The organism is Lysobacter sp. Root983 (assembly GCF_001429345.1).
Classification (GTDB): domain Bacteria; phylum Pseudomonadota; class Gammaproteobacteria; order Xanthomonadales; family Xanthomonadaceae; genus Lysobacter.
Map to the genome: position 1 here is coordinate 599,472 of NZ_LMJO01000016.1, position 23,477 is coordinate 622,948.

The window sequence follows — 23,477 nt, forward strand, 5'->3', positions numbered from 1 at the left end:
TCAGCGCTCCAAGAACTGCAGACTCAACTGCAGTTGCGAATCCGCGGTCGCCAGATGCCGGCGCGCCGCATCGATCAGCCCGTAGGCGCGCATGCCCTCGTCGGCCGTCATGCTCGGATACACCGGCTGGGTCGGCAGCGGCACCGCATACGCGCTCACGTTCGGCGCCGTCCACGGCGCGGCGGCCGGCTCGTTGCCGATCGCGCTCTGGGCGATGCTCTGGTACAGCGTCATGGTCTCGCGCATCGGCTGGATCGCCAGCTCGCGCCGCAGCAGTTCGCGGCAATGCTCGAACTGGCGCAGCGCCTGCGCGCGCTGACCGCTGAGCACGAACAGCTGCATCAGGTCGCGGTGCACGTCCTCGCGCAGCGCATCGCTGTCCAGGATGGCCTGGGCGTGACGGATGCCTTCGGCGTAGTCGCGCCGGATCGTGGCCAGTTGGACCAGCCGACCGAGCGCATTGAGATAGCTGCGGCGGTGCTTCTCGCGTTCGCGCAGGGCCCAGTCGTCGGTGACGTCGAGCAGGATGTCGGAGGTGTACATCGCCACGCCGCGCCGCAGCCCCTCGATGTCGGCGTCGCTGAGGCGTTCGGGGACGTGGCTCAGCCCGGGCGTGACCAGGCGTTCGAACTCGTCCACGTCCAGCCAGACCGCGGCCGGCCCGTTCAGGCCGATCGCGCCGCGACGGTCGCAGACGATCAGGTCGCCGTGTTTGAGCGGCGGCTGTTCGACCAATCTGCGCAGCCGCCACAGGGCGGTGTTGAACGAACCGGCGGTGGACGAGGACGAGCGTTCGGGCCACAGGCTGGCGAGCAGCTCGGAGCGGCTGAAATAGCGGCCGCGCCCCAGCGCGAGATAAGCCAACAGGCTGGCGCAGCGGCCGGCGATGGCGACGGCCTCCGACGGCGCGCCTTCGCTGGCGATCGACAGCGAACCGAACAGGCAGATCCTGAACATCCCGATGCTCCGTGCTGGGCCGGCGCGGCGCGCACGGCGAGGATGGATCCGGACCGCCCCCTGTACCCGACGCCGTGGCGGCGGCATCGACGGCAACGCCGCGGACCCAGGGCCGCGGCGCGTGACCTGTTTCGCATATCCGCGCCCCGCCTGAAAAGTGCGCGCACCGGCTGTCCTCGGACAGCCGCACTAGCCGTTTGCTGTAGCCGTAAGCCGTGATGGCCTACCCGCCGCAAGGAAAGCGATACCGCACAACATGCGGCAAGAATCCCTTGCCGGTAAGCCGCGGCGGGCCAAGGACCGGAATGCGCGACCAGGACGTCGACACTAGGAGCACTGCGTGAGTGGCTTGTCGTTGAGAATCCGCAAGGCCAGGGCCTTGACCACCTTGTCCCAGGCCGAGCTGGCGCGCCGCATCGGCGTCAAGCGCAGCGCGGTCACCCAGTGGGAGCATCCGGCCGGGACCACGCCCAGCGTCGAGCACCTGATCCAGATCGCGCAGGAGACCGGGCTGAGCTTCGAATGGCTGGCGACCGGACGCGGGCCCAGCCGTTGCGAGGGCGTCGACCTGGCGCCGGCCGTGCTGGTCGACGATTACGCGCGCGACGAACACGAGAGCGAGGCACTGGCGCATTTTCGTCGGCTGTCGGGCAGCCGGCGGCGCATGGCCTTGGAGATCCTGCAGATCCTGGGCCGCTGAGATCGGCAACGCCGGCGGCGGCGCGCCAGCGCGATCAAGGCGCCGGCAACGGCTCCAGGCCCGCGATCTGGCGCAGCGCGCTTTCGAACAGCTCCACCGGCTGACCGCCCTGGATCAGATGGCGGTCGTTGATGATCACCGAGGGCACCGCGCTGATGCCCTGGCTCTGGTAGTAGCGCTCCTGCGCGCGCACGTCCTCGGCGTATTCCTGCGAGGCCAGGATCTCGCGCGCACGCGTCGCGTCCAGCCCGACCGAGGCCGCGACCTCGGCCAGGACCTCGTGCGCGGACACGTCGCGGCCTTCGGTGAAATACGCGCGCAACAGGGCGTGCTTGAGCGCGCGCTCGTGCTCGCCGCCTTCCAGCGCCGCCCAATGCAGCAGGCGGTGGGCGTCGAAAGTGTTGTAGATGCGGTTGCGCAGGTTGAACTCGAAGCCCAGCGCGGCGCCGCGCTGGCGCAGCGCTTCGCGGTTCTGGGCGAGCTGGGCCGGGGTGGAGCCGTACTTCTCGTACAGATGCTCGTCGATGTCCTGGCCCTGCGGCCCCATCTGCGGATCGAGCTCGAAAGGCTGGAAGTGCAGTTCCACCGCGACCTCGTCGCCGACCCGCGCGATCGCCTGTTCCAGCGACTTCAAGCCGACCGCGCACCAGGGGCAGGACACGTCGGAGACGAAATCGATCTTGAGGGACTTGGACATGGCGACACCGTGCGTATGCGGCCGTAGCGGCCCTATCGCTACAAGATGCGGCGTCGCGCCCGCCGCTTCAACCGCGTCAGGCGTGCATGGATGGGTCGTAGCGTTCCAGGCTTGGCGCGCTTCAGTCCAGCGCCAGGCCCATTATGCAGTCGTCGTAGTCGCGGCCACCCACGTTGAAGCGGCGCATGCGCAGGGCGCGAAAGCCGCAACGTTCGTAGAAGCCGATCGCGGCGGCGTTGCCGGCGTACACGCCCAGCAGCAGGCGCGGCGCGCCGGCCGCGCGCGCATGCGCCACCGCGGCCTCGAGCAGGCGCTTGCCCCAGCCGCCGCCGTGGAAACGGCTGAGCAGATACAGGCGCTTGAGCTCGAGATCGCGCGCGTCCGGATCGTCCAGCGGCAGTTGCGCCGGCGCGACCACCGCGTAACCCACGGGCGCGTCGCCGGGCGCGACCTCGGCCAGCCACAACGCGCAGGCCGGATCCTCCAGCCAGGCGCGATAGGCCGACGCGGCATGCGCGCGTTGGCAATGCTGGACGATGTCGCCGCCGCCGAGGATGCCGGCGAAGGTTTCCAGAAAACTGCTTTGGCCCACCAGGGCCAGCGCGGCTTCGTCGCCGGCGACGCAGGGTCGGAGTCGGAGGATATGGCTCATGCGTACGATCGAATACGCGGCAGCGCCCGCTCCATCGACGGAGCGGGCGGCGCGTGAGGCTTACTTGCGCTGCGCCGAAGTGGCGTCGCGGGCGGCACGGAACTCCGAGTCCTGGCTCCAGTTCGGCCAGCGCTTGGAGTTGGCCAGGCCGTTGCCCAGGGTGTACAGCAGCTCCAGGTCGCGCGCCATGCCGGTGAAGCTCCAGCTGGCTTCCCACTGGTCGGCCGGCTGGTGATAGCGATCGGCGGTGTAGGCCTGCTGCGCGGCTTCGCCGGCGGCGCGGCCGCCCTCGACCTTGTCGTCGCCGGAACCGAACGAGATCGCCGGCACGCCGCGCTTGGCGAACGGGAAGTGATCGGAACGGAAGAAGTGGCCGGCCTCGGGCTTGGGATCGGTGACGTAGCTGAGGTTCCAGCCCTTGGCCAGGTCGATCAGCTCGTCCAGCAACTCCTGCTTGGCGCTGCCGGAGGTGGTGAAGTCGCGCGAGGGGCCGGTCGGATCCAGCGCGTCGGTGTTGATCACCGCCACCGTTTTGGCCAGCGGGTACAGCGGCTTGGACGAGTAGTACTCCGAACCCAGCAGGCCCTTTTCCTCGGCGGTTACCGCCAGGAACACCACCGAACGCTGCGGCTTGGGACCGTGGGCGAAGGCGCGGCCCATTTCGATCAGGGCGGCGGTGCCGGTGGCGTTGTCGACTGCGCCGTTATAGATCTTGTCGCCCTTGGCGTCGGGCGCGCCGACGCCGAGGTGATCCCAGTGCGCGCTGTAGATCACGGTCTCATCGGGGCGCTGGGCGCCGTCGACGCGGCCGACGATGTTCTGCGAGGTGATGACTTCGCTCTTGACCTGGTAGTTGGCCGACAGGGTCGCGCCCTTGAGTTCGACCGGCTTGAAGTCGCGCGTCTGCGCCTGGCGCTTGAGCGCTTCGAAATCCAGGCCGGCGCGCTTGAACAGATCGACCGCGAAATCGCGCTGGATCCAGCCTTCCATGCTCGGATGGGTCGCGCCCGGACGGTCGCGCACCACGTCGAACATGGTGTTGGTATTGGAGTTCTTGACCGTGGCCCAACCGTAGGACGCCGGATCGGTCTCATGCACGATCAGCAGGCCGAGCGCGCCCTGACGCGCGGCTTCTTCGTACTTGTAGGTCCAGCGGCCGTAGTAGGTCATGGCCTTGCCGCCAAAGTCGCCCTGGCCGCTCTCGAAGTCGGGGTCGTTGATCAGCACGACCGCGATCTTGCCCTTGAGGTCGACGCCCTTGAAGTCGTCCCAGTTGCGTTCCGGCGCCTTGACGCCGTAACCGGCGAACACCAGCGGCGCGTTCGCGATCTTGACCGCGGTGGAACCGTCGAGCGCGGCGCGCACGGCGATCTCGTTACCCTGGCTCAGCGCCTGCGACTTGCCGTCCACCGCCACCGACAGGGTCGGCGTGCCTTCGATCTGCGCGCGCTTGAGCGGCACCGCCTGGGTCCAGGCGCGTTGGCCGTCCTTGAGATCGCCGCCGGGCTGCAAGCCCGCGGCCTTCATCTGCGCGACCACGTAGTCGATGGTCTTGGTCTCGCCGGCGGTCGCCGGGCCGCGACCTTCGAACTCGTCCGAGGACAGCGTCTTGACCTCGTCGGACAGGCGCTTGGGATCGAACTTCGGGGCTTCGGCCGCCAGGGCCGCGGACACCGACAGGGACAGCAGGGACGCAACCAGCAATTTCATGGGCGTAACGCCTTAGGCCAAAGTGCGGCCGATACTAGTGGAGCGCGGATCGGCCGGTCCAGCGGCGGAAGTCAGGGGCGGAGGCGCGGAGTTTGCGGAATCTGCTCTTTCGGCACATTGGGGCTGGAACTGTGCGTTGCCCTGACGGGCCTGCCGCGCATTCATCTTGTGCGGCACACTGTCGCCTCCGGCGATGCGGTCGCCACCGCGACGCCGCACTGACCTTCCCCACCCGACGCGCCCGCCGACCGCCACGCGAGCCACCACGCTCGCTGCAGCCCGTGGCAGCCACCGCTGCCGGCCCGCGCATCCCCCCATGGCAGCACCGCAATGAGTCCCGCTTTCCGTAGCAGTTTTCCCTCCCCCGCGACCCGGTGCGCGCGATGAGCGCGTCCGCCGCGCCGACGCTGCGCCCGCGTTCGCTGTGGCAGGGCCGCGCCCTGGTCCTGGCCGGCATCGTGCTGTCGGCGTTCACCCTGCGCACCGCGGTGACCTCGCTGACACCGCTGCTCGACAGCCTGGGCAGCGAATTCGGTTTCGGCCCCACCATGACCGGCGTGTTCGGCATGGTGCCGACCGCGGCGTTCGCGGCGTTCGGCGTGCTCACGCCGGCGATCGCGCACCGCCTCGGTCTGGAACGCGCGGCGCTGACGGCGATGGTGCTGGCCGCGCTGGGCCTGCTCGCGCGTTCCTTCGCCGGCGACACCTGGCAGTTGCTGGTGGCCTCGGTGGTGGCCTTGTCGGGCATGGGTATCGGCAACGTGGTGCTGCCGCCGCTGGTGAAGCGCTACTTCGCCGATCGCGTCGGTGCGGTGAGTTCGCTCTACATCACCGTGCTGCAGTTGGGCACGATCCTGCCGGCCCTGGCCGCGGTGCCGCTGGCCCAAGCCGCGGGCTGGCGCGTGTCGCTGGGCTCGTGGTCGCTGGTGGCGGTGGCCGCGGCGCTGCCGTGGATCGCGGCGCTGTGGATGGAGCGCTACGGCCGTTCCGCGCAGGCGCGCGCGCTGGCCGCCGCGCACGATCGCGCGGTCACGCCCGCGGACGAGGCGCCCGAACTGGTCGCGCCCGCGCCGCGCGGCAAAGTCTGGCGCTCGTCGGTGGCCTGGGGCATGGCGCTGATGTTCGGCATGACCTCGCTGATCACCTATTCCATGTTCACCTGGCTGCCCAAGCTGCTGGTCGAAGCCGGCGGCAGTGCGGCCTTGGGCGGCAGCATGGTCGCGCTGTTCTCGACCCTGGGCCTGGTCGCGGCGCTGGCCCTGCCCGCGCTCGCGGTTCGCATCGCCAACCCGTTTCCGGTGGTGCTGGCCTGCGTGGTGATGTACCTGTGCGGTTTCGCCGGGCTGCTGTGGGCGCCGATGTCGGCGACCCTGCTGTGGGTGGCGCTGCTGGGCCTGGGCCCGAGCACCTTCCCGCTGTCGCTGACCCTGATCAATCTGCGCACGCGCACGCAAGCCGGTTCGGCCTCGCTGTCGGGCTTCATGCAGGGCGTGGGCTACACCATCAGCTGCGTCGGTCCGCTGCTGTTCGGCTGGCTGCACGAAACCACCCACGGCTGGGTGCTGCCGTTCGGCTTTCTCAGCCTGTGCCTGGTGGTGCTGACGATAAGCGGCTATCTGGCCTGCCGGCCGCGCATGCTGGAAGACACCTGGTAAGACCCGCGCGGATCGCGCCGAGTGAGCGACGCGATCCGCGACGAGGCGATCGCTCAGTCCTTGTCGGCGCCGATCACGCGCCCGTTCCTGGGATCGATCTTGAGCTCGACATCGCGGCCGGCCGGATCGTCGGCCTCGGCGTTCCAGATGCCGTCCTCGTAATCGACGTCGTGCACGTTGGTGTATCCGGCCACCGCCAGGCGCGCGCGCACGTCGGCTTCGCTGAGGTTGGCCACTTGTTCGTCCGGATAGACGCGGCCGGTCTTGGGATCCAGGCGCACGTCGACGCGATTGCCTTCGGCGCTGCGCGCGTCGGCTTTCCAGACGCCATCGCGGAACTTGATGTCGTTGATGTGGGTATAGCCCTGCTCGGTGAGCTGGGCGCGGACCTTGGCCTCGGTCAAGGCCTGCTCGGCCAGCGCGGTGCCCGATACGGCCAGCGCGATCGCGAGCACGGTACTGCGGAGTACGACGGTGCGGCTCATGGCAGCCTCCTTGGGGGAAGGTGCGTCGAGTCTCGCCACGCATGCGGCAACCTTCGGTGAACATCGCGCATTCATCCGCGCGCGTTCATGCGCCTTGCACGCGACGCTAACGAATGCGTTGCGCGCGTGGCGTCAGTGCTTACTTGTCGATCGGATACACGGTCGCGATGGGACACTGGATCCGCGACAGCGCGCCGCCGCTGCGCGCGATGCCCTCGCCCGCGCGCATCTCCGGCACCGCCACCACCACGTCGCCGGGATTGCCGCAGACCGCGCTGATGCCCAGGCCCGACCGCAGCTCGATGGTGGTGGCGTCGAACAGCTCCGGACAGCTGTGCGCCAGTTCGACGCGGTAGTAGCGATTGCCGCCGGAACGTTGCGGCGACACTTCCACCACCAGGCCCTTGCCGTCTTCGTTCCAGCCGCGCATGTAGCGCGGGTTGAGGCAGTACTGCACCGAGCCGCCGAAGCCGCGGCGCTTCTCGGCGCGCACCTCGACCGCGTCCAGGGTGGCGACCTCGCCGTGGCGGCGATGGCTGGCCAGCGCGAGTTCGGCATAGGCCTTGGCGTCGATCTCGGTCACCGCCGACACCGCGCACAGACGCTGCCCGCTGCGCAGGTATTCGTTGCCCCCGCCGCAGACCCAGCCCTCGCGCGCGAGCACGCTGGCCTGCTCGTCGGCGACGGCGGCCGGACAATCCTCGCCCAGGTCGAGACGGAAGCGGCGGCCGTCGGCCTGCATCACCGCCAGGCTGCGATCCGACGCCTGACGCGCCTCGCTCATGCTGCGCGCGTCCAGGCAGTTGGGCTTGGGCGCGGGACCGCGCGCGGGCTCGGCGGCCGAGGCCATGGCGCAGACAGCGGTGAGGACTACAGCGGCGTACAGGCGCATCGCGATTCCGTGCGGGACGCCGGCGCGCTTCGCCGGCCCTCGGATTAGACGCGAAGTCCGGCGACCGGCGCCAGCGCGCCTGACCGCGCGTTGTCCGCCTTTCAGGCGGCCGCGCCGGGCCGGCGCGACCGCCGGTCGGATCGACGTCCGCGTATAAATGATGATCGTCATCAATACTGCTAGGATCGCCGGACCGGGCCGAACCCGGGTCCCGGGGAGCGCATGCATGAAAGTCAGCCGCGAACAAACCGCCGAGAACCGCGAACGCATCGTCGGCGCGGCCGCGCGCCTGTTCCGCGAACGCGGCTACGACGGCGTCGGCATCGCCGACCTGATGCGCGACGCCGGCCTCACCCACGGCGGCTTCTACGGCCACTTCGCATCCAAGCAGGACCTGATGGCGGAGGCCTGCGAACACGCGGTCGCCGGCTCGCTGGCCTATTGGTCGCGGCTGATCGAACGCGATCCCGAACACGCGCTGCAGCACATCGCCGCGGCCTATCTGTCGAGCGCGCACCGCGACCAACCCGGCCGCGGCTGCACCTTCGCCGCACTCGGCGCCGACGCCGCGCGCTTGGATCCGCCGGTGCGGCGCAGCCTCGGCCAGGCGCTGCGTTCCTATATCGAACTGCTGACCCCGCTGCTGCCCGGCCGCAGCCGCGCCGCGCGCCGCGCGCGTGCGCTGGCGACGCTGTCCAGCATGGTCGGCGCGCTGGTGCTGGCGCGCGCCGTCGACGATCCGGCCTTGTCGGACGAAGTGCTGCACGCGGTCGCCGCCGCTGTTCTATCTCGCTGACCCCTCTCGCCGACCTGCCCTCGGAGCCCCCGCGATGACCGTGAATGTGTTCGAGCTCGAATCCCTGCGCGGCCTCAACGGCCTGGAAACCCTGCGCGCCCTGCTCGCCGCGGGCCGCCCGCCGCCGATCGGCGAGACCCTGGGCTTCATCCTGACCGAGGTCGACGAAGGCCGCGCGGTGTTCGCCGGCACGCCCGGCCCGCACGCCTACAACCCCTTGGGCGTGATCCACGGCGGCTATGCCGCGACCCTGCTGGACTCGGCCTGCGGCTGCGCCGCGCATAGCGCGCTCAGCGCCGAGCAGGCCTACACCACGCTGGAGCTCAAGGTCGCCTATCACCGCGCGATGAGCTCCGACACCGGGCCGGTGCGCGCCGAGGCCAAGCTGCTGTCGATCGGCAAGCGCGTGGCCTTCGCCGAGGGTCGCCTCACCGACGCCCAGGGCCGTTTGTACGCCTCGGCCACCTCGACCCTGCTGGTGTTCGAACGCAAGCAGTAGAGGAGGACAGCGCATGCGCACCGAACATTCCGAAGATGGCCTCTACCTCGACGATCTGGCGGTCGGCCAGCGCTTCGAGACCGCGACCTACACCGTCAGCGCCGAGCAGATCAAAGCCTACGCGCGCCAGTTCGATCCGCAGCCCTTCCATCTGGACGAGGAGGCCGCGCGCGCCAGCCTGTTCGAGGGCCTGGCCGCGAGCGGCTGGCATACCGCGGCGATCACCATGCGCCTGCTGGTCGAACGCGGCATTCCGGCCGGCGGCCTGATCGGCGCCGGCGCCGAAATCGCCTGGCCGCGCCCGACCCGGCCGGGCGACACCCTGCAGGTGCACGGCGAGATCGTCGAGATTTCGCCCTCGCGCTCGCGTCCGGACCGCGGCCTGGTGGTGGTCCGCAACGAGACGCGCAACCAGCGCGGCGAGGTGGTGCAGGCCTTCACCGGCAAGCTGATCGTGTTCCGACGCCCGGGCACCGCCGCCTAGGAGCCGCCTGCGCCGAACCGTGGCTTACGGCCATGGCGCGCGCGCCAAACGCGCGCTAACGTCCGCGCATCGCAGACGTCGGCACCGCCATGCAGGACCTGACCCAGGGCTCGATTCCCAAACACGTGCTGCGGATGGCCGCGCCGATCATGATCGGCATGCTGTTCCAGACCCTGTACTTCCTGATCGATCTGTACTTCGTCGCGCGCCTGGGCGATGCCGCGATCGCCGGCGTCGGCGCGGCCGGCAACGTGCAGTTCATCGTGATGGCCCTGACCCAGATCCTGGGCGTGGGCACGATGGCGCTGATCTCGCACGCGGTCGGACGCAAGGACCGCGACGATGCCAACCTGGTGTTCAACCAGAGCCTGCTGCTGGCCCTGACCTGCGCGGCGATCACCCTGGTGCTCGGCTACGCCCTGGGCGGCGCCTACATGCGCACGCTGGGCGCCGACGCCGTCACCACCCAGCACGGCATCGACTATCTGTACTGGTTCCTGCCCGGGCTGGCGCTGCAGTTCGCCCAGATCGCGATGGGCTCGGCCCTGCGCGGCACCGGCATCGCCAAGCCGACCATGGTGGTGCAGATGCTGACGGTGATCCTCAACGCGATCCTGGCGCCGGTGCTGATCGCCGGCTGGCTGACCGGCAAACCGATGGGCGTGGCCGGCGCCGGCCTGGCCACCTCGATCTCGGTGGCCGCGGGCGTGGTGATGATGGCGCTGTACTTCGCGCGCCTGGAAAAGTACGTGGGCTTCGATCCCAGCCAGTTCCACGCCCGGCTTGCGGTGTGGAAGCGGATCCTGCGCATCGGCCTGCCGCCGGGCGGCGAGTTCGCGCTGATGTTCGTCTACATGGCGGTGATCTATTGGGTGATCCGCGGCTTCGGCGCCGAGGCCCAGGCCGGTTTCGGCATCGGCCAGCGGGTGATGCAGGCGATCTTCCTGCCGGCGATGGCGGTGGCCTTCGCGACCGCGCCGGTGGCCGGCCAGAACGTCGGCGCAGGCCGGCCGGACCGGGTACGCGCGACCTTCCATGCCGCGGTCGCGATCGGGGTGGTGCTGATGCTGGCGCTGACCGCGCTATGCCAATGGCGGCCGGACTGGCTGGTCGGCGTGTTCACCCAGGAGACCGCGGTGATCGCGGTGGCGGCGCAGTTCCTGAGCATCATCTCGCTGAACTTCGTCGCCTCGGGGCTGATCTTCACCTGTTCCGGCATGTTCCAGGCCCTGGGCAACACCCTGCCCGCGTTCGCCAGCAGCGCCAGCCGCATGCTGACATTCGCCCTGCCGGCGGTATGGCTGTCGACCCGGCCGGACTTCGAGCTGCGTCAGCTGTGGCTGCTGTCGGTGGCCTCGGTGACCCTGCAGGCGATCCTGAGCGTGGTGCTGCTGTTGCGTGCGCTGCGCCAGGCCGATACCCGCATGGCCGCCGCCCCGGCTTGAGCGCGCGGGTCGGCTGCGGCGTAGCGGATCGCGCACAAACAAAAAGCCCGGCCGAAGCCGGGCTTTTCGTGTCGGATCGCGCCCGAGGGCGCGGTCCTTAAGCGGTTCAGACCGCCTGCACCGATTCAGCCTGCAGGCCCTTCTGGCCCTGGGTGACGGTGAAGGAGACCTTCTGGCCTTCCTGCAGGCTCTTGAAGCCCTGCGACTCGATCGCGCGGAAGTGCACGAACACGTCTTCGCCATTCTCACGGCTGATGAAGCCGAAGCCCTTGGCGTCGTTGAACCACTTGACCGTACCGAATTCACGGTTCGACATTTTGCTTGCTCCTTGAAACGTAATGGGAATGCCGCCTACGCGGCCTTGATGCTGGTTGCAAGGAGGAAGCCTGGTGCAACGATGGGCGGATCTGGGATCTACGGCATCGGGCCACGGTTCATGGTGACCCTTGACGAACACAGCACTCGATACGCTAGTCCGCTTCTGCGAGAAATGCAAACACTATGTGCGGGGCCCGGCCTCCCCGTTCAGCTGAACAGGGCTGGGAAGCACCGTTCTCCGGCCCTGCGCGCCAGTGGGGACGGGCTTGCGTACCATCTGGGGCACCCCGCCGACACCCGGAGCCCGCCATGACCGCCTTCGATCTCAGCCCGCCCAGCGACGCCCAACGGCGCGAACTCAGCGCGGGCCTGAGCCCCGAGGAGGCCAAGGTGCTGCTCCAGCACGGCACCGAGGCGCCGTTCTGCGGGGTGTTCCTGGACAACAAGCTGGACGGGGTCTACACCTGCCGCTACTGCGGCCTGCCGCTGTTCCGTTCCAGCACCAAGTTCGACTCCGGCACCGGCTGGCCCAGCTTCTTCGCGCCCTACGACCCGGCCCACGTGCGCGTCGTGCGCGACACCAGCTACGGCATGATCCGCGACGAAATCGTGTGCGCGCGCTGCGGCAGCCACCTCGGCCACGTGTTCCCGGACGGCCCGCCGCCGACCGGCGAGCGCCATTGCCTGAATTCGGTCTCGCTGGCCTTCAGCCGCCAGGGCGAGGCCCTGCCCGACCCGCTGGCGCGCGGCGGCGCCGAAGCCGACCCGGCCGGCTAGGCCGGCCCGGCCCGCCCTCAGAACGCGTCGCTGCCCGGCCGCGACTCGATCCCGAGCGCTGTCGAGAGCACCTGCATGGCCTCGTCGTCGCGACGCAGGGCGATCCAGCCGGCGTGGCTGTCGCCGCCGGTGTTCCAGGTCCACAGGGTGTAGCCGTGCTCGCGCAGGCGGTCGTGCGCGGTCGCCATCAGCGCGGGCACGTCGGTACCGTCGAGGAAATCCGGGTCGGCGGTGTCGTCGGTGCCCCAGTCGATGCGCAGGTTCCAGCGCGCGGCCAGCTCGTTGATGCTGTCGATGAAGGACTCGCTGTCCTTCCAGTCGACGTAGTAGCCGGCCTTCCAGTCGATCGCGTCCTTGATCAGCCAGACCGGCTCGTCGGTCTCCCCGCCGGCCTCGGCCAGCGCCTCGCGGTAGTCGGCGAACTGCTGCAGCGCCGATTCCTCGTCGCCGGGGTTGATCATCAGCAGCAACTGCCAGACCAGGGCCTCGGGCGTGGCCTCGTCGAGGTCGCCGTCGTAGCCGTCGTAATCGTCGCTTTCGTAGTCGTCGTCGGGTGCGTGCATGGCGGTTTCGCCGCAGGGGAGGCGGGCAGGATGCCGCCTGGGCGCGGCGATGGAAAGCCGGCGCGCGCGCCGGGGCCGCTTTTGCGCGGCTTTCGCGTCACAGCTGATGGGGCCCGGCGGGCGGCCCGGCGCGCGTCCAGGAGCGGACATGAGCGAGTGGATCGAATGGGCCAAGCTCGGCGCGGGAGTGCTCGGCGCCGGTTTCGTGGCCACCCTGGCCAAGCTTTATCACCAGCGCATCCTGGCCGGAAAGGACACCGAGCTGCGCATCAAGGAGGCCGAGCTCGCGCGCGTGCGCGCCGATCTGGCCAAGAGCGAGCAACGCCTGCGCCACGCCGACCAGGACGCGTCGCCGGAAGCGCGCGACCTCGCGCGCCTGCGCGAGCAGCTCACCGAACGGGTCGAACGCGTGGCGCGCGCGATGGACGCGCAGGCCGCGTCGCTGTACGTGCCGATCTACCCGGCGCGCGAGGACGAAGGCGAGTTTCCGCGCGGCTTCGCCTTCGTTGCGGTGTACAACGCCGACGCCGCGGCGGCCGCCGCGATCCTGCGCATGAAGCTGGTCGAGGCCTGGACCATCGTCGGCGAATGCTGGAGCAAGGGCGCGGCGATCGGCGACAACCGCCTGCAAGCCAACGCCCGCCATGTCGCCTCCTACGATCAGCAATCCGGCTTCACCCCGGTGCACACCCTGGTCGCGCCGCTGCATGCGCGCCACCGCCAAGTCGGCGTGATCCAACTGTTCAACAAGACCGTCGCCGGCAGCCAGGACGTGATCGACCCCGAGGGCTTCGACGCCGAGGACCGACGGCGCCTGAGCGAACTGCTGGAAGACGGCGACGGCGGCCTGGCCGCCAAGGCCGATGCTTTCCTCTCCCATCGCGACTGCGCGCGGGCGTTGGGCCTGCAGGGCGAGATCGACCTGGAGAACGCGGCGGTGCTGTACGTCGACCTCACCCGTTCCTCGTCGCTGTTCGACGAGCTGCCGCTGGTCGACGCCACCCGCCTGATCGGGCGCTTCACCGAGCACGTGTATCAGCGCATCGGTCCGTACTCGGCGGTGATCGAACGCTTCAGCGGCGACGGCACCCTGGCGCGCTTCCACTACGGCGGCAATCACGACTCGGCCGTGGCCAGCCCGGCGCTGCGCGCGGTCTGCGCGGCCGCCGAACTGCTGGCCGACTTCCGCGACTTCAAGCGCCTGCACTGGAAAAGCCTGGCCGCCGAAGCCGCCGACGCGGTGCGCCTGCGCGTCTCGATCACCCTGGGCCCGCTGATCTCGACCAACATCGGGCCACGCCAGTTCCAGGTGCCGACGGTGATGGGGCCCTGCGTGAACCGCGCTGCCAAGCTGATCGCGCACGCGCCGCGCGACCGCGACGTGCTGCTGGTCGACGACAACGTGCGCAAGGCCCTGCTGCAGGCCGACCGCGGCCATGCCGACGCCCTGCGCGATTTCGCCGATTGGTCGGATCCGCAGGCCGCGCAGTCGGCAAGCCTGCGCGGGCATCGCTACTACGAAGTCGGCATCGACCCCTTCCGCCTCGCCGCCGCGCAGCTGCGCCTGCAGCCGCGCGCCCACTGAACGCGGCTTCACCCGCGCTTGCGCGGCGCGGGGCTAGAGTCGGATCACCCCGATCGAGGCCGCCGCCATGTCACGCAACGCCGACCATGTCTATTCCGCGCCCGCCGACATCGCCCGCCTGGAGTCGCATATCGCCCATCTGCGCGACGACGCGCGCGTGCAGCTGAGCATGCACGACGGCCGCGTGCTGCGCGGCGTGGTCGCCGCCCTGCCCGGCCTGCAGACCTTCTACGGGCCCGGCGACGTGGAAGGGCTGAACGGCATGCTGCGGCTGGAGGAACCGCTCGACGACGGCGGCAGCCGCGTGCACAACCTGTGGCTGGACCAGATCGACGCGATCCGGCCGCTGACCGCGTTCGAGCTGCACCGGCCCCACTGAGGCGACCGCGGCCGGCGCGACGCGTATCCTGTGCAACCGGCGCCGCCCCGCGCGCGCCGCGACCGTAGCCCGCGCCCACCCTGGGCGCCACCAGCCACAGCGATACCGACGATGACCGATACCCCGCCCGACCGCCTGTCCAACGACCCGCGCAGCCCCTTCCACGACGACGCCCTGCTCGAACGCGGCATCGGCATCCGCTTCAACGGCCAGGAGCGCCACAACGTCGAGGAATACTGCATCAGCGAAGGCTGGGTGCGGGTGCCGGTGGGCAAGGCCCTGGATCGGCGCGGCAATCCGATGACGGTCAAGGTCAAGGGCGAAGTCGAGGCTTACTTCCTGACCCCGGCCAAGGAATAAGCGCCGCCGGCGCGGCGCGCGGGCGCAAGCCCCGGACCTCTTCCGCGACCCGGGCGAAGCCGCCACCGGCATCTTGCCGAGGCGGCGCGGAATGTCCGCGCGCCGCCTCGGACGTCTGGCCTTATCCGTTCGCGGGCGCGCGCTTGCCCAGCCCCAGCGCGTAGTACAGCACCACCAGCAGGATCAGGAAGGCCGGGCCGACGAACAGCGCGATGCGGGTGTCGGGGAAGTAGGCCATCAGGCCCACCACCAGCACCAGGAACGCCAGCGCGATCCACGAACCGATCGGATACAGCGGCATCTTGAACTCCAGGCCCGCGCGCTGCTCCGCGCTCAGCCCGGCGCGGAACTTGCGGTGCGACAGCAGGATCACCGCCCAGGTCCAGATCGCGCCGAAGGTCGAGATCGAGGTCACCCAGATGAACACCTTCTCCGGCACCAGGTAGTTCAGCAGCACGCCGAACAGCAGCACCACCACCGACACCAGCACCGCCTTGCGCGGCACACCGCTGGCGGAGGTGATCGCGAAGGTGCGCGGCGCCTGGCCCTGCTGGCCCAGGTTGTAGAGCATGCGCGCGGTGCTGAAGATGCCGCTGTTGCACGAGGACAGCGCGGCGGTCAGGACCACGAAGTTGATGATGCCGGCGGCCTCGCGGATGCCCAGGCGCTCGAAGGTCATCACGAACGGGCTGCCGGTGGTGCCCAGCTCGTTCCAGGGATAGATCGACAGGATCACGAACAGCGCGCCGACGTAGAAGATCAGGATGCGCCAGAACACCGAGTTGATCGCGTCGGGAATCGACTTCTTCGGATTCGCGGCCTCGCCGGCGGTCAGGCCGATCATCTCCACGCCCAGATAGGCGAACATCACCATCTGCAGCGACATCAGCACGCCCTTGGCGCCGTTGGGGAAGAAGCCGCCGTGCGACCACAGGTGCGAGATGCCGGTGGCCACGCCGTTGTTGCCGAAGCCGAACACGATCATGCCCAGGCCGCCGACGATCATCAGCACGATGGTCACGACCTTGATCATCGCGAACCAGAACTCGAACTCGCCGTAGGCGCGCACCGCGATCAGGTTGACCGAACCCATCGCCGCCAGCGCGGCCAGCGCCCAGGCCCATTGCGGCGTGCCCGGAAACCAGACCTGCATGTAGATGCCGACCGCGGTGATCTCGGCCACGCAGGTCACCAGCCACAGGAACCAGTAGTTCCAGCCGGTCAGGTAACCCGACAGCGGGCCCAGATAGTCCTGCGCGTAGCGACTGAACGAACCCGCGACCGGGTTGTGCACGGCCATCTCGCCCAGCGCGCGCATGATGATGAAGATCGCCGCGCCACCGAGCAGGTAGGCCAGCAGGATGCCGGGGCCGGCCAGCTTGATCGCGTTGGCCGAACCCAGGAACAGACCGACGCCGATCGCGGCGCCCAACGCCATCAGGCGGATATGGCGTTCGCCCAGGCCACGATGGAGCTCTTGCGGTTCGCTCTGCATTGCCACGGTCTCCTGGCCACGCGTCGGGCGCGGGCCTGCGGTTGCGCGGCGCGGCGCGCCGATTGCCCGCAACCCTACGCCATGCGGGCCCGCGCGTGTAGGGGCGCCGGTGGCGGCCTGCGCGCGGCGCCTGTCAACCGTCGCCGCGCGCAGGCGTTGCCAGACCGGTAGCCGATGGAGAGCGGGCATGACGACGGGCGAAAGCGTGAGCGCGGTCAATCGTTTCGGCCTGGGCGCGGCGCCAGGCCAGTTGACCCGCATCGACGATCCGCGCGGCTGGCTGCACGCGCAGCTGCGCGGCGACGGCGCCCAGGCGCGCTTCGCCGATCTGCCCGCCAGCCTGGACTACCTGCGCCGCGAGGCCGACTACTACCGCGAACGCGCGGCCGCGCGCCGGCAAGGCGAGCAGTCCGAGCAAGTCGCCAACTTCGGCCAGCGTTTCCGCGCGGATCAGTTACGCGAGTTCGGGCGGCGCTACCGGGTCGCGGTGGCCAGCGAGCAGGGCTTCGTCGAGCGTCTGGTACGGTTCTGGTCCAACCACTTCGCGATCTCGATCGACAAACGCGCCGCCGCGCTGTACGCCGCGCCGATGGAACGCGAAGCGATCCGACCGCACCTGCTGTCGCGCTACGCCGACCTGCTGATCGCGGTGGAATCGCATCCGGGCATGCTGCGCTACCTGGACAACGTGCGCTCGGTCGGCGCCGACTCCATGCTCGCCCAGCGCGCGCGTCGGCGCATGGCGCGCGCGAACGCGCAGGCGCCCAAGCGCGAGATCGGCCTGAACGAGAATCTCGCCCGCGAGATCCTGGAGCTGCACACCCTCGGCGTCGACGGCGGTTACACGCAGGCCGACGTGACCGAACTGGCGCGCGCGATCACCGGCTGGGGCGCGCCGCTGCCGCGCGAGCTCACGGCTGGCGACGCATCCTCGGCCTTCGTGTTCCGCGCCGCCGCGCACGAAGCCGGCGCGCGCAACGTGGCCGGACGCCGCTATGCCGACGGCGGCCTCGAACAGGGACGCGCGATCCTGACCGACCTGGCCGTGCATCCGTCCACCGCGCGCCACCTCTCGTACAAGCTCGCGCGCCATTTCGTCGGCGATACGCCGCCGCCGGCCCTGGTCGCGCGCCTGAGCGCGGCCTGGCTGCGCAGCGGCGGCGACCTGCCCACGGTCTACGCGGCCCTGATCGATGCGCCCGAAGCCTGGGGCGAGGACGCGCGCAAGTTCAAGACCCCGGACGACTTCGTGATCTCGGCGCTGCGCGCCAGCGGCGCGACGCCGGGCGAACAGCCGCGCGGCCTGATCGCCCTGCTCGCGCGCATGGGCCAACCGCCGTTCACGCCGCGCTCGCCCGCGGGTTACGCCGACGAGGCCGCCGAATGGAGCGGGCCGGATGCCTTGTGGAAACGCGTGCAGGCCGCGCAAAGCCTGTCGGAGTCGGCGCCCGACGCGCGCGTGGACCCGCTGGCGATCGCGCGGGCGGTGTTCGCCGATCGCCTGGACGCCGACACCCTCGGCGCCCTGCGCCGCGCCGAATCCCCGCGCGGCGGCCTGGCCCTGTTGTTCGCCAGCCCGGCCTTTCAATGGAGAAGCTGAGATGCGACTGAGCCGACGACATTTCATCGCGGCGGCGGGCGCCGCCGCCACTTTGACTCTATGGCCGAACCTGAGCGCGCTGGCATCGACCAACGACCAGCGTCTGCTGGTGGTGCTGCTGCGCGGCGGCGTCGATGGCCTGCACCTGCTGCCGCCACGCGACGATGCCGCCTACGCGCGCCTGCGCGGCGCGCTGGCGCCGCAGAACGCGCGCGCCTTGAACGCCGACTTCGCCCTGCATCCCGCGTTGGAGTTCGCCCACTCGCTGTACGCGCGCGGGCAGTTGCTGCCGGTGCTCGCGATCGCGCCGCCGTATCGCCAGCGCTCGCACTTCGAGGCGCAGGACTGCCTGGAGAACGGCACCGCCAGCGCCAACGGCGCCGCCAGCGGCTGGCTCAACCGCTGCGTCGCCGCGATGCGCGGCGGCGAAGCGCTGGCGGTGAGCGCGGTGATGCCGCTGATCATGCGCGGCCCCGGCGCGGCCACCACCTGGTCGCCGCCGCTGCCCGAGGACGTCGATCCGATCCTGCTGCAGCGCCTGCAGTCCTTGTACGCCGCCGATCCGCAGCTGTCGGGCGCGTTCGCGCGCGCGCTCGACAACCAGGGCGCCGGCATGCAGGTCGGCACGGCGCGCGGCGCACGCCTGCCGCAGGCGATGAGCGCGGCCGCGCGCTTCATGGCCGCCGCCGATGGCCCGCGCCTGGGCTTCGTCGAAGACTCCGGCTGGGACACCCACAGCAATCAGGCCGCCGTGCTCGCGCGCAAGCTGGGCGAACTGGATGCGGGCCTGCGCGCATTCCAGGACGGGGCGGCGCCGATCTGGGAACGCACCGCGATCGCGATCGTCAGCGAGTTCGGCCGCACCGCCGCGGTCAACGGCACCGCCGGCACCGACCACGGCACCGGCGGCCTGGCCCTGCTGGCCGGCGGCGCGGTGCGCGGCGGCCGCATCGCCGGCGATTGGCCCGGCCTGGCGCCGGCCGCGCTCAACGAGGGCCGCGACCTGCGCGCGACCAGCGACCTGCGCGGCCTGTTCAAGGGCCTGCTGGTCGAGCACCTGCGGCTGCCGGAAAGCGCGCTGGAGGATCAGGTGTTTCCGGACAGCCGCGCGGTGCGCGCGATGCCGGGCTTGATCGTCTGACCCCGCCGCCGGGATCAGACGAAGTACAGCAGCAACAAGACCAAGGCCGGATACACCAGCTTGACGGCGTCGGCGGCGCCGAACCAGCCCATCAAGACGCAACCCATGTACAGCAACAGGCCGATCTGAAACAGCAGGGTGATCAGGGCCAGCCAGACCAGAATGCTGAGATTCGACGAGAATCCGATCCGCGCGTTCTGCGTCTGCGCACCCTCGAAGGCCCGTAAGCCGCTGTCGTCGGCGGCGACGACATAGGCCGCGATCGCATTCAACTTGGCCGGTTCCGCGACCGCCACGCCGGTGCCGTGCGCGCCGACCGCGAACTTCAGGTCGTCCACCGCCGCGGCGACGCCGGAATCGCGGAAGCCATTGAAGCCCGCGCCGCCCAGATCCAGCCAGCCGCCGCGCGTGCCGACCCGGAACAGGCCGGCGATCTGCTCGAACAGCTTGGGAAAGTAGGCCACCACCCAGTCGGCCGTGGCGACCACGTTGATCACCCGTTCGACACGGCCTTCTTCGACCAGCTGCGCCCACGGGTAGTCGCTGCGCACCACGCTGCCGGCGAAGAAAACCCGGCGCACGCGCATGGTCGAATAGCGCTGCAGCGCGCTGGCCAGAATGTAGGTGCCGTTGCTATGGCCGACGAAATCCACCGCGCGCACGTTGGGATAGTGAGCCAGATGCTCGGTGTAGCGATCCATGAAGTCGCGCACATTGCGTTGGCGATCGGCGTACAGCAGGAAGCGCGCCATCGGGAAATAGCCGTACTTGGCGTTGAACACCGCGACCTTCTCGCCGCCCGCGTCGCAGCGATGCTCGATCTCGCCGCGGATCTTGTCGGTCCAATCGCCGTGGTCGCGGATGCCGTGCATCACGTAGACCAGGCGCGTGACCTCGCGATCCTCCTTGAGCTCGACCACGTCCGGCTCGAGTTCGTCGATGCGACCCAGCACGGCCAGCTCGATCAGGCGCCGGCGCTCCAAAGCCGCCGCCGTGCTGGCATCGTCCAGGGCGCTGCCGATCTCCTTGTGTCCGGTCTGGGCGATGGTGCGGAACACCGTGCCGGCGGCGGTATCCAGGTCCTGGCCGTCCTCCTTGGTGACCAGGTCGTCGCGATTGCCGATCAGCTGGATCACCTGCGGGAACGGTTGCCGGCCCTGCACCACCGCGTCCGAACGCGCGATGCGGATCCATTGCACGCGGGTATCGGCGACGAAGGGCGAGCCGCTGTGCATGGCCAGGATCAGGCGGCCGATACCGAGCACGCGCGCCAGCACCTGGCAGGCGCGGATGAATACGCAGGTCGGCCACCCCATCGCGCTGGGCTTGGGGCTTACGGTCCAACCGCGGTTCATGCCGGCCAACAGCACCAGGCGCTCGGTGCGATCGACCCAGGCGCGCTTGCCACGGCGGCCGAACGCGGCGCGATCCTCTTCCTGGCCGTAGGCCCAAACCAGGGCCTTGCGCAGCAGCGCCGCGCCGGCGCTATAGCCCAGCAGAATCACCCGATCGTACTGCCCGCGCTTGAACTCGCTGTGGATGCCCCGCTCGATCGCGTCGGCGATCTCCAGGGCGTTGGCGTTGCTGGTGTAGCCGCGCATCCAACCGCCTTGGTAATCGACGATCAGGCGGTCGGCGTCCGGCAACGCGCGCGCGACCAGGTCCAAGGCGCCGCGGAAGCGGCGCAGGCCCGGCATGCCATGGACCAGCACCACCAGCGTGCGGGCCTGTCCCGAGGGCGCCGGCTCCAGGCTCAGGCGCGTGTCCCCTGGACGCACCAGCCAGCGCATCAGCGCGCGCAAGAGCCACCACGACAGCAGCAAGGCCGCGCCCGAGGCGACCCACCCCAGCAGGTCGCCGCCGATCTCGAACAACAGGTTCATGCTCGTTTCCTCCTCCCTAAGGAATCGCCGCGGTCTGAGCTTAGCCCTTGCCTCCCACGACCAGGCTCTTGTCCTGATTGCCGTCGCGGTAGGCGATGGTCAGCGTGGTCGCATAGGCCTTGCCGTCGCGCAGCGAGGCCGGCAGGGCTTCGGCGAGCAGGCTGGCGGCCGCGCGGATCAGGAAGGTCTGCTCGAACACGCCGCGCAGCATCGCGAAGTGGTCGTCGAAGTCGTTCCAGTCGCCGCGCACCTCCAGCAGATCGATCATGCGCGCCGCGCCGCTGCGCAGGCGTTCCCAGCGGTTCCAGAAACGCCGCTGGTCGATATCCGAACGCAGCAGCACCTGATAGACGGTCCACGGCGTCTCGCCTATCGACTCCTGTCCGGCCAGACCGCCGCCGTAGTCGCGCAGGCTCTTGGCGATCAGTTGCTTGAGCGCGCTGCCGCTGGCGTCGGGACGACGCCGATAGGCCTCGAACAGCGGCGCGTAGACCGCCTCGCGGCTGGCGCAGCTCGCGCGCGCGGACTGCTTGGCGTACCAGGGCAAGGCGCGCGCCGCATGCCGGGCCCAGGTCGCATCGTCGGCGCCCGCGTAGGCGCGCATGGCCTGGCGCAGGCCGTGGTCGCTGAGCATCACGCTCAGGCGCGGCTTGCACTCGCTCGCCGAGCCCAGCGCGCCCTGCAGCTGCGCCTGCAATGCGGGCGCCGCATCGGCGTCGATCACGCCCCACAGCACCGCATCGTCGACCACGCGCGACAGTTCGCTCGCGGTCTTGATCCGGCTTTCCTCCCACCACAGTTGCAGGCCGCACTTGAAATCGCGCGCGGCGGTCTGCTGCGGCGCGCGCGCTTCTTCCAGATCGGCCTTGAGCAGGGCACCGTACTCGGTGGTCCAGGTGTTGGCGTTGGCGGTGTACTGGGTGCTGCCCAGATAGGCGCGGGTCAGCGCTTCGCCGGCCGGCGAGACGTAGCGGCGGCTGACGAAACGGTCCTTGCGCTCCTGCTTGCTCTTGAGGTTGAACCAGGTGCCCACGCCCAAGGTGAACCCCCAGGCGCGCACGCGCTCCACGGTCTTCTGATGGAGGAAGAACTCCAGCGCATAGCCCGAACCGGTGTAGGCCAGCACGCGCTGGAAGTCGAAGCTCAGCAGGGCGCCGTGCAGGCGCGACAGGGCGTCTTCCGACAGCGTGGCCTCGAGCAGCGAGGCTTCGCTGGCCAGGCGCATGTACTCGTAGCTGAAGCCCAGGGTGACCTTGGTCTCGGCGATCTGGGTCACGTGCTCGTTCAGCAGTTCGGTGAGCTCCTGCAACTTCTTCTTCAGCTTGGGCAGCGGGTTGACCTCGTCCAGGCCGAAGCGCTCGGCCAGGGCTTCGGCGATCGGACGATAGCGCTCCGGCACCCGATCCAACGAGGTCGCCTCTTCGATCGCTTTCAACGCCGCGGTGGGCGCGTCGAGCACGCCAGCCACGACCCCGCCCAGCACCTTCTCCACCGCGGCCGGATCGGCGAATTTGATCTGCACGCCGGCCTTGGCATCGAAGCGGGCGTCGTGGACCGTGCTCTTGCGCAGGGCGACGCGGATCGCGCGATCGCCGGAGGCGCGCTCGCGCACGAAGCTGAGGCTGAAATCGTCGTCGACGGTGGCGGTGAAGCTGGCACTGGCGCTGGCGCCGATGTTGATCAGGAACGCGCCGGCGCGTTCGGCGCCGAGCACCTCGGTCAGGCCGTGCAACGAGCTGGAGAAAATGTCCGACCAACTGACGCTGAGGCTGGCGGTGAGCTTGCCGCGCGACTTCAGCGCGACCGCCTCGCCGACGCCGAGCCCGGCGATGTCGGATGCGGACAGCACGCTGGCGATTTCGTCGACATCGGCCAGCACCGCCTCGCCGATCCGCGTCGCGGCGTCGTGGCGTTTGTAGCAAAGCAGGCGCAGCGAGCGATCGCCGCTGATGCTGCCGCCGGCGGTACCGATCTTGGCGGTGGCCTTGGCGGTGGCCGCTGCGCTCAGCGAGTACTTGAGCCAGGCGTTGCCGGGTGCGAACGCAAGCTGCGGTCGCCAGTCGGTGCTGGCCTTGGCCGGATCGACGGCCTCGGCGCGGCTGCCGATCACGCCGTCTTCGTCGACATCGTCGGCGCTGTTGTACAGATGGATCGCGGCCGCCGCGGTGGCGCCGAACACGGCCTTGATGCTGCCGCTCTCGGCGCTGGTTTCCGCGCCCTTCTCGTAGCTCAGCAGCTCGGTCTTGAGCGAGGAATCCTTGAGCGGTTTGGCGGCGGTGCCGGCCAGCTTTTCGACCAGATCGGGTATCGCGATCTTGCTCATGACGACCTTTCCTTGGAGTCAGATAGGAGTGCGCCCGGGCCTGCGGGTCCGGGCGGTCTGGCGCGGAATCGGGCCGCCTTC

At 69.8% G+C, this 23,477-nt stretch carries 23 protein-coding genes; 12 read left to right on the top strand and 11 right to left on the bottom strand.

The features are described from left to right. The gene (locus ASE43_RS14850) at positions 1–957 is read right to left on the bottom strand and encodes a BTAD domain-containing putative transcriptional regulator (protein WP_057160996.1); all 957 of its coding nucleotides are present in this window, start codon (positions 955–957) and stop codon (positions 1–3) included. Positions 958–1,297: 340 nt separating this feature from the next. On the opposite strand from ASE43_RS14850, the gene ASE43_RS14855 reads away from it, so the two are divergent. Then, positions 1,298–1,657 carry a helix-turn-helix transcriptional regulator gene (locus ASE43_RS14855; RefSeq protein WP_056180726.1) on the top strand — a complete coding sequence of 120 codons (360 nt, stop codon included), beginning with the start codon at positions 1,298–1,300 and terminating at the stop codon, positions 1,655–1,657. A 34-nt stretch (positions 1,658–1,691) separates the two neighbouring features. Here ASE43_RS14855 and ASE43_RS14860 read toward each other — a convergent pair whose 3' ends face one another. The 3 genes from ASE43_RS14860 to ASE43_RS14870 all read right to left on the bottom strand — a co-directional run bounded on the left by ASE43_RS14860 (position 1,692) and on the right by ASE43_RS14870 (position 4,716). Next, a complete protein-coding gene (locus ASE43_RS14860; protein WP_057160997.1) occupies positions 1,692–2,354 on the bottom strand; it encodes a DsbA family oxidoreductase in 663 nt (220 codons plus the stop codon). A 121-nt stretch (positions 2,355–2,475) separates the two neighbouring features. Further along, a complete protein-coding gene (locus ASE43_RS14865) occupies positions 2,476–3,006 on the bottom strand; it encodes a GNAT family N-acetyltransferase (protein WP_057160998.1) in 531 nt (176 codons plus the stop codon). 60 nt (positions 3,007–3,066) lie between these two features. Next, positions 3,067–4,716: a M28 family metallopeptidase gene (locus ASE43_RS14870; RefSeq protein ID WP_056180738.1), complete on the bottom strand. Its 1,650-nt coding sequence runs from the start codon at positions 4,714–4,716 to the stop codon at positions 3,067–3,069. 383 nt (positions 4,717–5,099) lie between these two features. Here ASE43_RS14870 and ASE43_RS14875 point away from each other — a divergent pair, with 383 nt between their 5' ends. Beyond that, a complete protein-coding gene (locus tag ASE43_RS14875; protein WP_057160999.1) occupies positions 5,100–6,371 on the top strand; it encodes an MFS transporter in 1,272 nt (423 codons plus the stop codon). A gap of 53 nt (positions 6,372–6,424) precedes the next feature. Here the strand turns inward: ASE43_RS14875 and ASE43_RS14880 are convergent, their stop codons facing one another. Both ASE43_RS14880 and ASE43_RS14885 read right to left on the bottom strand, forming a co-directional pair. Beyond that, positions 6,425–6,856: a PepSY domain-containing protein gene (locus ASE43_RS14880; protein WP_056180746.1), complete on the bottom strand. Its 432-nt coding sequence runs from the start codon at positions 6,854–6,856 to the stop codon at positions 6,425–6,427. Positions 6,857–6,995: 139 nt separating this feature from the next. Next, positions 6,996–7,748 (bottom strand): hypothetical protein, encoded by a 753-nt coding sequence (locus tag ASE43_RS14885; RefSeq protein WP_057161000.1) that lies wholly within the window; start codon positions 7,746–7,748, stop codon positions 6,996–6,998. 226 nt (positions 7,749–7,974) lie between these two features. Between ASE43_RS14885 and ASE43_RS14890 the strand changes: the two genes are divergently transcribed. From ASE43_RS14890 to ASE43_RS14905, 4 genes are all read left to right on the top strand, one after another. Continuing rightward, positions 7,975–8,544: a TetR/AcrR family transcriptional regulator gene (locus tag ASE43_RS14890; RefSeq protein ID WP_056180752.1), complete on the top strand. Its 570-nt coding sequence runs from the start codon at positions 7,975–7,977 to the stop codon at positions 8,542–8,544. A 34-nt stretch (positions 8,545–8,578) separates the two neighbouring features. Further along, a complete protein-coding gene (locus tag ASE43_RS14895; RefSeq protein WP_056180755.1) occupies positions 8,579–9,043 on the top strand; it encodes a PaaI family thioesterase in 465 nt (154 codons plus the stop codon). Between the two features lie 13 nt (positions 9,044–9,056). Then, entirely contained in the window at positions 9,057–9,527 is a 471-nt protein-coding gene (locus ASE43_RS14900) for a MaoC family dehydratase (RefSeq protein ID WP_057161001.1), read from the top strand. Positions 9,528–9,616: 89 nt separating this feature from the next. Next, complete coding sequence (locus ASE43_RS14905; RefSeq protein ID WP_057161002.1) at positions 9,617–10,972, top strand: MATE family efflux transporter; 1,356 nt, start codon at positions 9,617–9,619, stop codon at positions 10,970–10,972. Positions 10,973–11,078: 106 nt separating this feature from the next. Here the strand turns inward: ASE43_RS14905 and ASE43_RS14910 are convergent, their stop codons facing one another. Beyond that, positions 11,079–11,288 carry a cold-shock protein gene (locus ASE43_RS14910; protein WP_055904688.1) on the bottom strand — a complete coding sequence of 70 codons (210 nt, stop codon included), beginning with the start codon at positions 11,286–11,288 and terminating at the stop codon, positions 11,079–11,081. A 311-nt stretch (positions 11,289–11,599) separates the two neighbouring features. On the opposite strand from ASE43_RS14910, the gene msrB reads away from it, so the two are divergent. Next, positions 11,600–12,067: a peptide-methionine (R)-S-oxide reductase MsrB gene (gene msrB, locus ASE43_RS14915; RefSeq protein WP_057161003.1), complete on the top strand. Its 468-nt coding sequence runs from the start codon at positions 11,600–11,602 to the stop codon at positions 12,065–12,067. Between the two features lie 17 nt (positions 12,068–12,084). Here msrB and ASE43_RS14920 read toward each other — a convergent pair whose 3' ends face one another. Further along, on the bottom strand, positions 12,085–12,630 hold the full coding sequence (locus ASE43_RS14920) for a hypothetical protein (protein WP_057161004.1): 546 nt from the start codon (positions 12,628–12,630) through the stop codon (positions 12,085–12,087). Between the two features lie 148 nt (positions 12,631–12,778). Between ASE43_RS14920 and ASE43_RS14925 the strand changes: the two genes are divergently transcribed. The 3 genes from ASE43_RS14925 to ASE43_RS14935 all read left to right on the top strand — a co-directional run bounded on the left by ASE43_RS14925 (position 12,779) and on the right by ASE43_RS14935 (position 14,954). Continuing rightward, positions 12,779–14,215: an adenylate/guanylate cyclase domain-containing protein gene (locus ASE43_RS14925; RefSeq protein ID WP_057161005.1), complete on the top strand. Its 1,437-nt coding sequence runs from the start codon at positions 12,779–12,781 to the stop codon at positions 14,213–14,215. Between the two features lie 67 nt (positions 14,216–14,282). Next, entirely contained in the window at positions 14,283–14,594 is a 312-nt protein-coding gene (locus ASE43_RS14930) for a DUF3247 family protein (protein ID WP_057161006.1), read from the top strand. 111 nt (positions 14,595–14,705) lie between these two features. Continuing rightward, positions 14,706–14,954 (top strand): DUF3297 family protein, encoded by a 249-nt coding sequence (locus ASE43_RS14935; RefSeq protein WP_056180774.1) that lies wholly within the window; start codon positions 14,706–14,708, stop codon positions 14,952–14,954. 121 nt (positions 14,955–15,075) lie between these two features. Here the strand turns inward: ASE43_RS14935 and ASE43_RS14940 are convergent, their stop codons facing one another. Continuing rightward, complete coding sequence (locus ASE43_RS14940; protein WP_056180777.1) at positions 15,076–16,449, bottom strand: amino acid permease; 1,374 nt, start codon at positions 16,447–16,449, stop codon at positions 15,076–15,078. A gap of 187 nt (positions 16,450–16,636) precedes the next feature. Here ASE43_RS14940 and ASE43_RS14945 point away from each other — a divergent pair, with 187 nt between their 5' ends. Then, on the top strand, positions 16,637–18,049 hold the full coding sequence (locus ASE43_RS14945) for a DUF1800 domain-containing protein (protein ID WP_057161007.1): 1,413 nt from the start codon (positions 16,637–16,639) through the stop codon (positions 18,047–18,049). Between the two features lies 1 nt (position 18,050). Continuing rightward, entirely contained in the window at positions 18,051–19,190 is a 1,140-nt protein-coding gene (locus ASE43_RS14950) for a DUF1501 domain-containing protein (protein ID WP_057161008.1), read from the top strand. Positions 19,191–19,204: 14 nt separating this feature from the next. Here ASE43_RS14950 and ASE43_RS14955 read toward each other — a convergent pair whose 3' ends face one another. Beyond that, positions 19,205–21,073: a hypothetical protein gene (locus ASE43_RS14955; protein WP_057161009.1), complete on the bottom strand. Its 1,869-nt coding sequence runs from the start codon at positions 21,071–21,073 to the stop codon at positions 19,205–19,207. Positions 21,074–21,113: 40 nt separating this feature from the next. Then, positions 21,114–23,396, bottom strand: a complete 2,283-nt coding sequence (locus ASE43_RS14960; protein ID WP_057161010.1) for a hypothetical protein — start codon at positions 23,394–23,396, stop codon at positions 21,114–21,116. Between the last annotated feature and the right edge of the window lie 81 nt (positions 23,397–23,477).

Excerpts from the sequence above, each read along its gene's own strand:
- ASE43_RS14850 (WP_057160996.1), bottom strand. The coding sequence starts at position 957 with ATGTTCAGGATCTGCCTGTTCGGTTCGCTGTCGATCGCCAGCGAAGGC.
- ASE43_RS14860 (WP_057160997.1), bottom strand. The coding sequence starts at position 2,354 with ATGTCCAAGTCCCTCAAGATCGATTTCGTCTCCGACGTGTCCTGCCCC.
- ASE43_RS14865 (WP_057160998.1), bottom strand. The coding sequence starts at position 3,006 with ATGAGCCATATCCTCCGACTCCGACCCTGCGTCGCCGGCGACGAAGCC.
- ASE43_RS14870 (WP_056180738.1), bottom strand. The coding sequence starts at position 4,716 with ATGAAATTGCTGGTTGCGTCCCTGCTGTCCCTGTCGGTGTCCGCGGCC.
- ASE43_RS14875 (WP_057160999.1), top strand. The coding sequence starts at position 5,100 with ATGAGCGCGTCCGCCGCGCCGACGCTGCGCCCGCGTTCGCTGTGGCAG.
- ASE43_RS14880 (WP_056180746.1), bottom strand. The coding sequence starts at position 6,856 with ATGAGCCGCACCGTCGTACTCCGCAGTACCGTGCTCGCGATCGCGCTG.
- ASE43_RS14885 (WP_057161000.1), bottom strand. The coding sequence starts at position 7,748 with ATGCGCCTGTACGCCGCTGTAGTCCTCACCGCTGTCTGCGCCATGGCC.
- ASE43_RS14890 (WP_056180752.1), top strand. The coding sequence starts at position 7,975 with ATGAAAGTCAGCCGCGAACAAACCGCCGAGAACCGCGAACGCATCGTC.
- ASE43_RS14895 (WP_056180755.1), top strand. The coding sequence starts at position 8,579 with ATGACCGTGAATGTGTTCGAGCTCGAATCCCTGCGCGGCCTCAACGGC.
- ASE43_RS14900 (WP_057161001.1), top strand. The coding sequence starts at position 9,057 with ATGCGCACCGAACATTCCGAAGATGGCCTCTACCTCGACGATCTGGCG.
- ASE43_RS14905 (WP_057161002.1), top strand. The coding sequence starts at position 9,617 with ATGCAGGACCTGACCCAGGGCTCGATTCCCAAACACGTGCTGCGGATG.
- ASE43_RS14910 (WP_055904688.1), bottom strand. The coding sequence starts at position 11,288 with ATGTCGAACCGTGAATTCGGTACGGTCAAGTGGTTCAACGACGCCAAG.
- msrB (WP_057161003.1), top strand. The coding sequence starts at position 11,600 with ATGACCGCCTTCGATCTCAGCCCGCCCAGCGACGCCCAACGGCGCGAA.
- ASE43_RS14920 (WP_057161004.1), bottom strand. The coding sequence starts at position 12,630 with ATGCACGCACCCGACGACGACTACGAAAGCGACGATTACGACGGCTAC.
- ASE43_RS14925 (WP_057161005.1), top strand. The coding sequence starts at position 12,779 with ATGAGCGAGTGGATCGAATGGGCCAAGCTCGGCGCGGGAGTGCTCGGC.
- ASE43_RS14930 (WP_057161006.1), top strand. The coding sequence starts at position 14,283 with ATGTCACGCAACGCCGACCATGTCTATTCCGCGCCCGCCGACATCGCC.
- ASE43_RS14935 (WP_056180774.1), top strand. The coding sequence starts at position 14,706 with ATGACCGATACCCCGCCCGACCGCCTGTCCAACGACCCGCGCAGCCCC.
- ASE43_RS14940 (WP_056180777.1), bottom strand. The coding sequence starts at position 16,449 with ATGCAGAGCGAACCGCAAGAGCTCCATCGTGGCCTGGGCGAACGCCAT.
- ASE43_RS14945 (WP_057161007.1), top strand. The coding sequence starts at position 16,637 with ATGACGACGGGCGAAAGCGTGAGCGCGGTCAATCGTTTCGGCCTGGGC.
- ASE43_RS14950 (WP_057161008.1), top strand. The coding sequence starts at position 18,051 with ATGCGACTGAGCCGACGACATTTCATCGCGGCGGCGGGCGCCGCCGCC.
- ASE43_RS14955 (WP_057161009.1), bottom strand. The coding sequence starts at position 21,073 with ATGAACCTGTTGTTCGAGATCGGCGGCGACCTGCTGGGGTGGGTCGCC.
- ASE43_RS14960 (WP_057161010.1), bottom strand. The coding sequence starts at position 23,396 with ATGAGCAAGATCGCGATACCCGATCTGGTCGAAAAGCTGGCCGGCACC.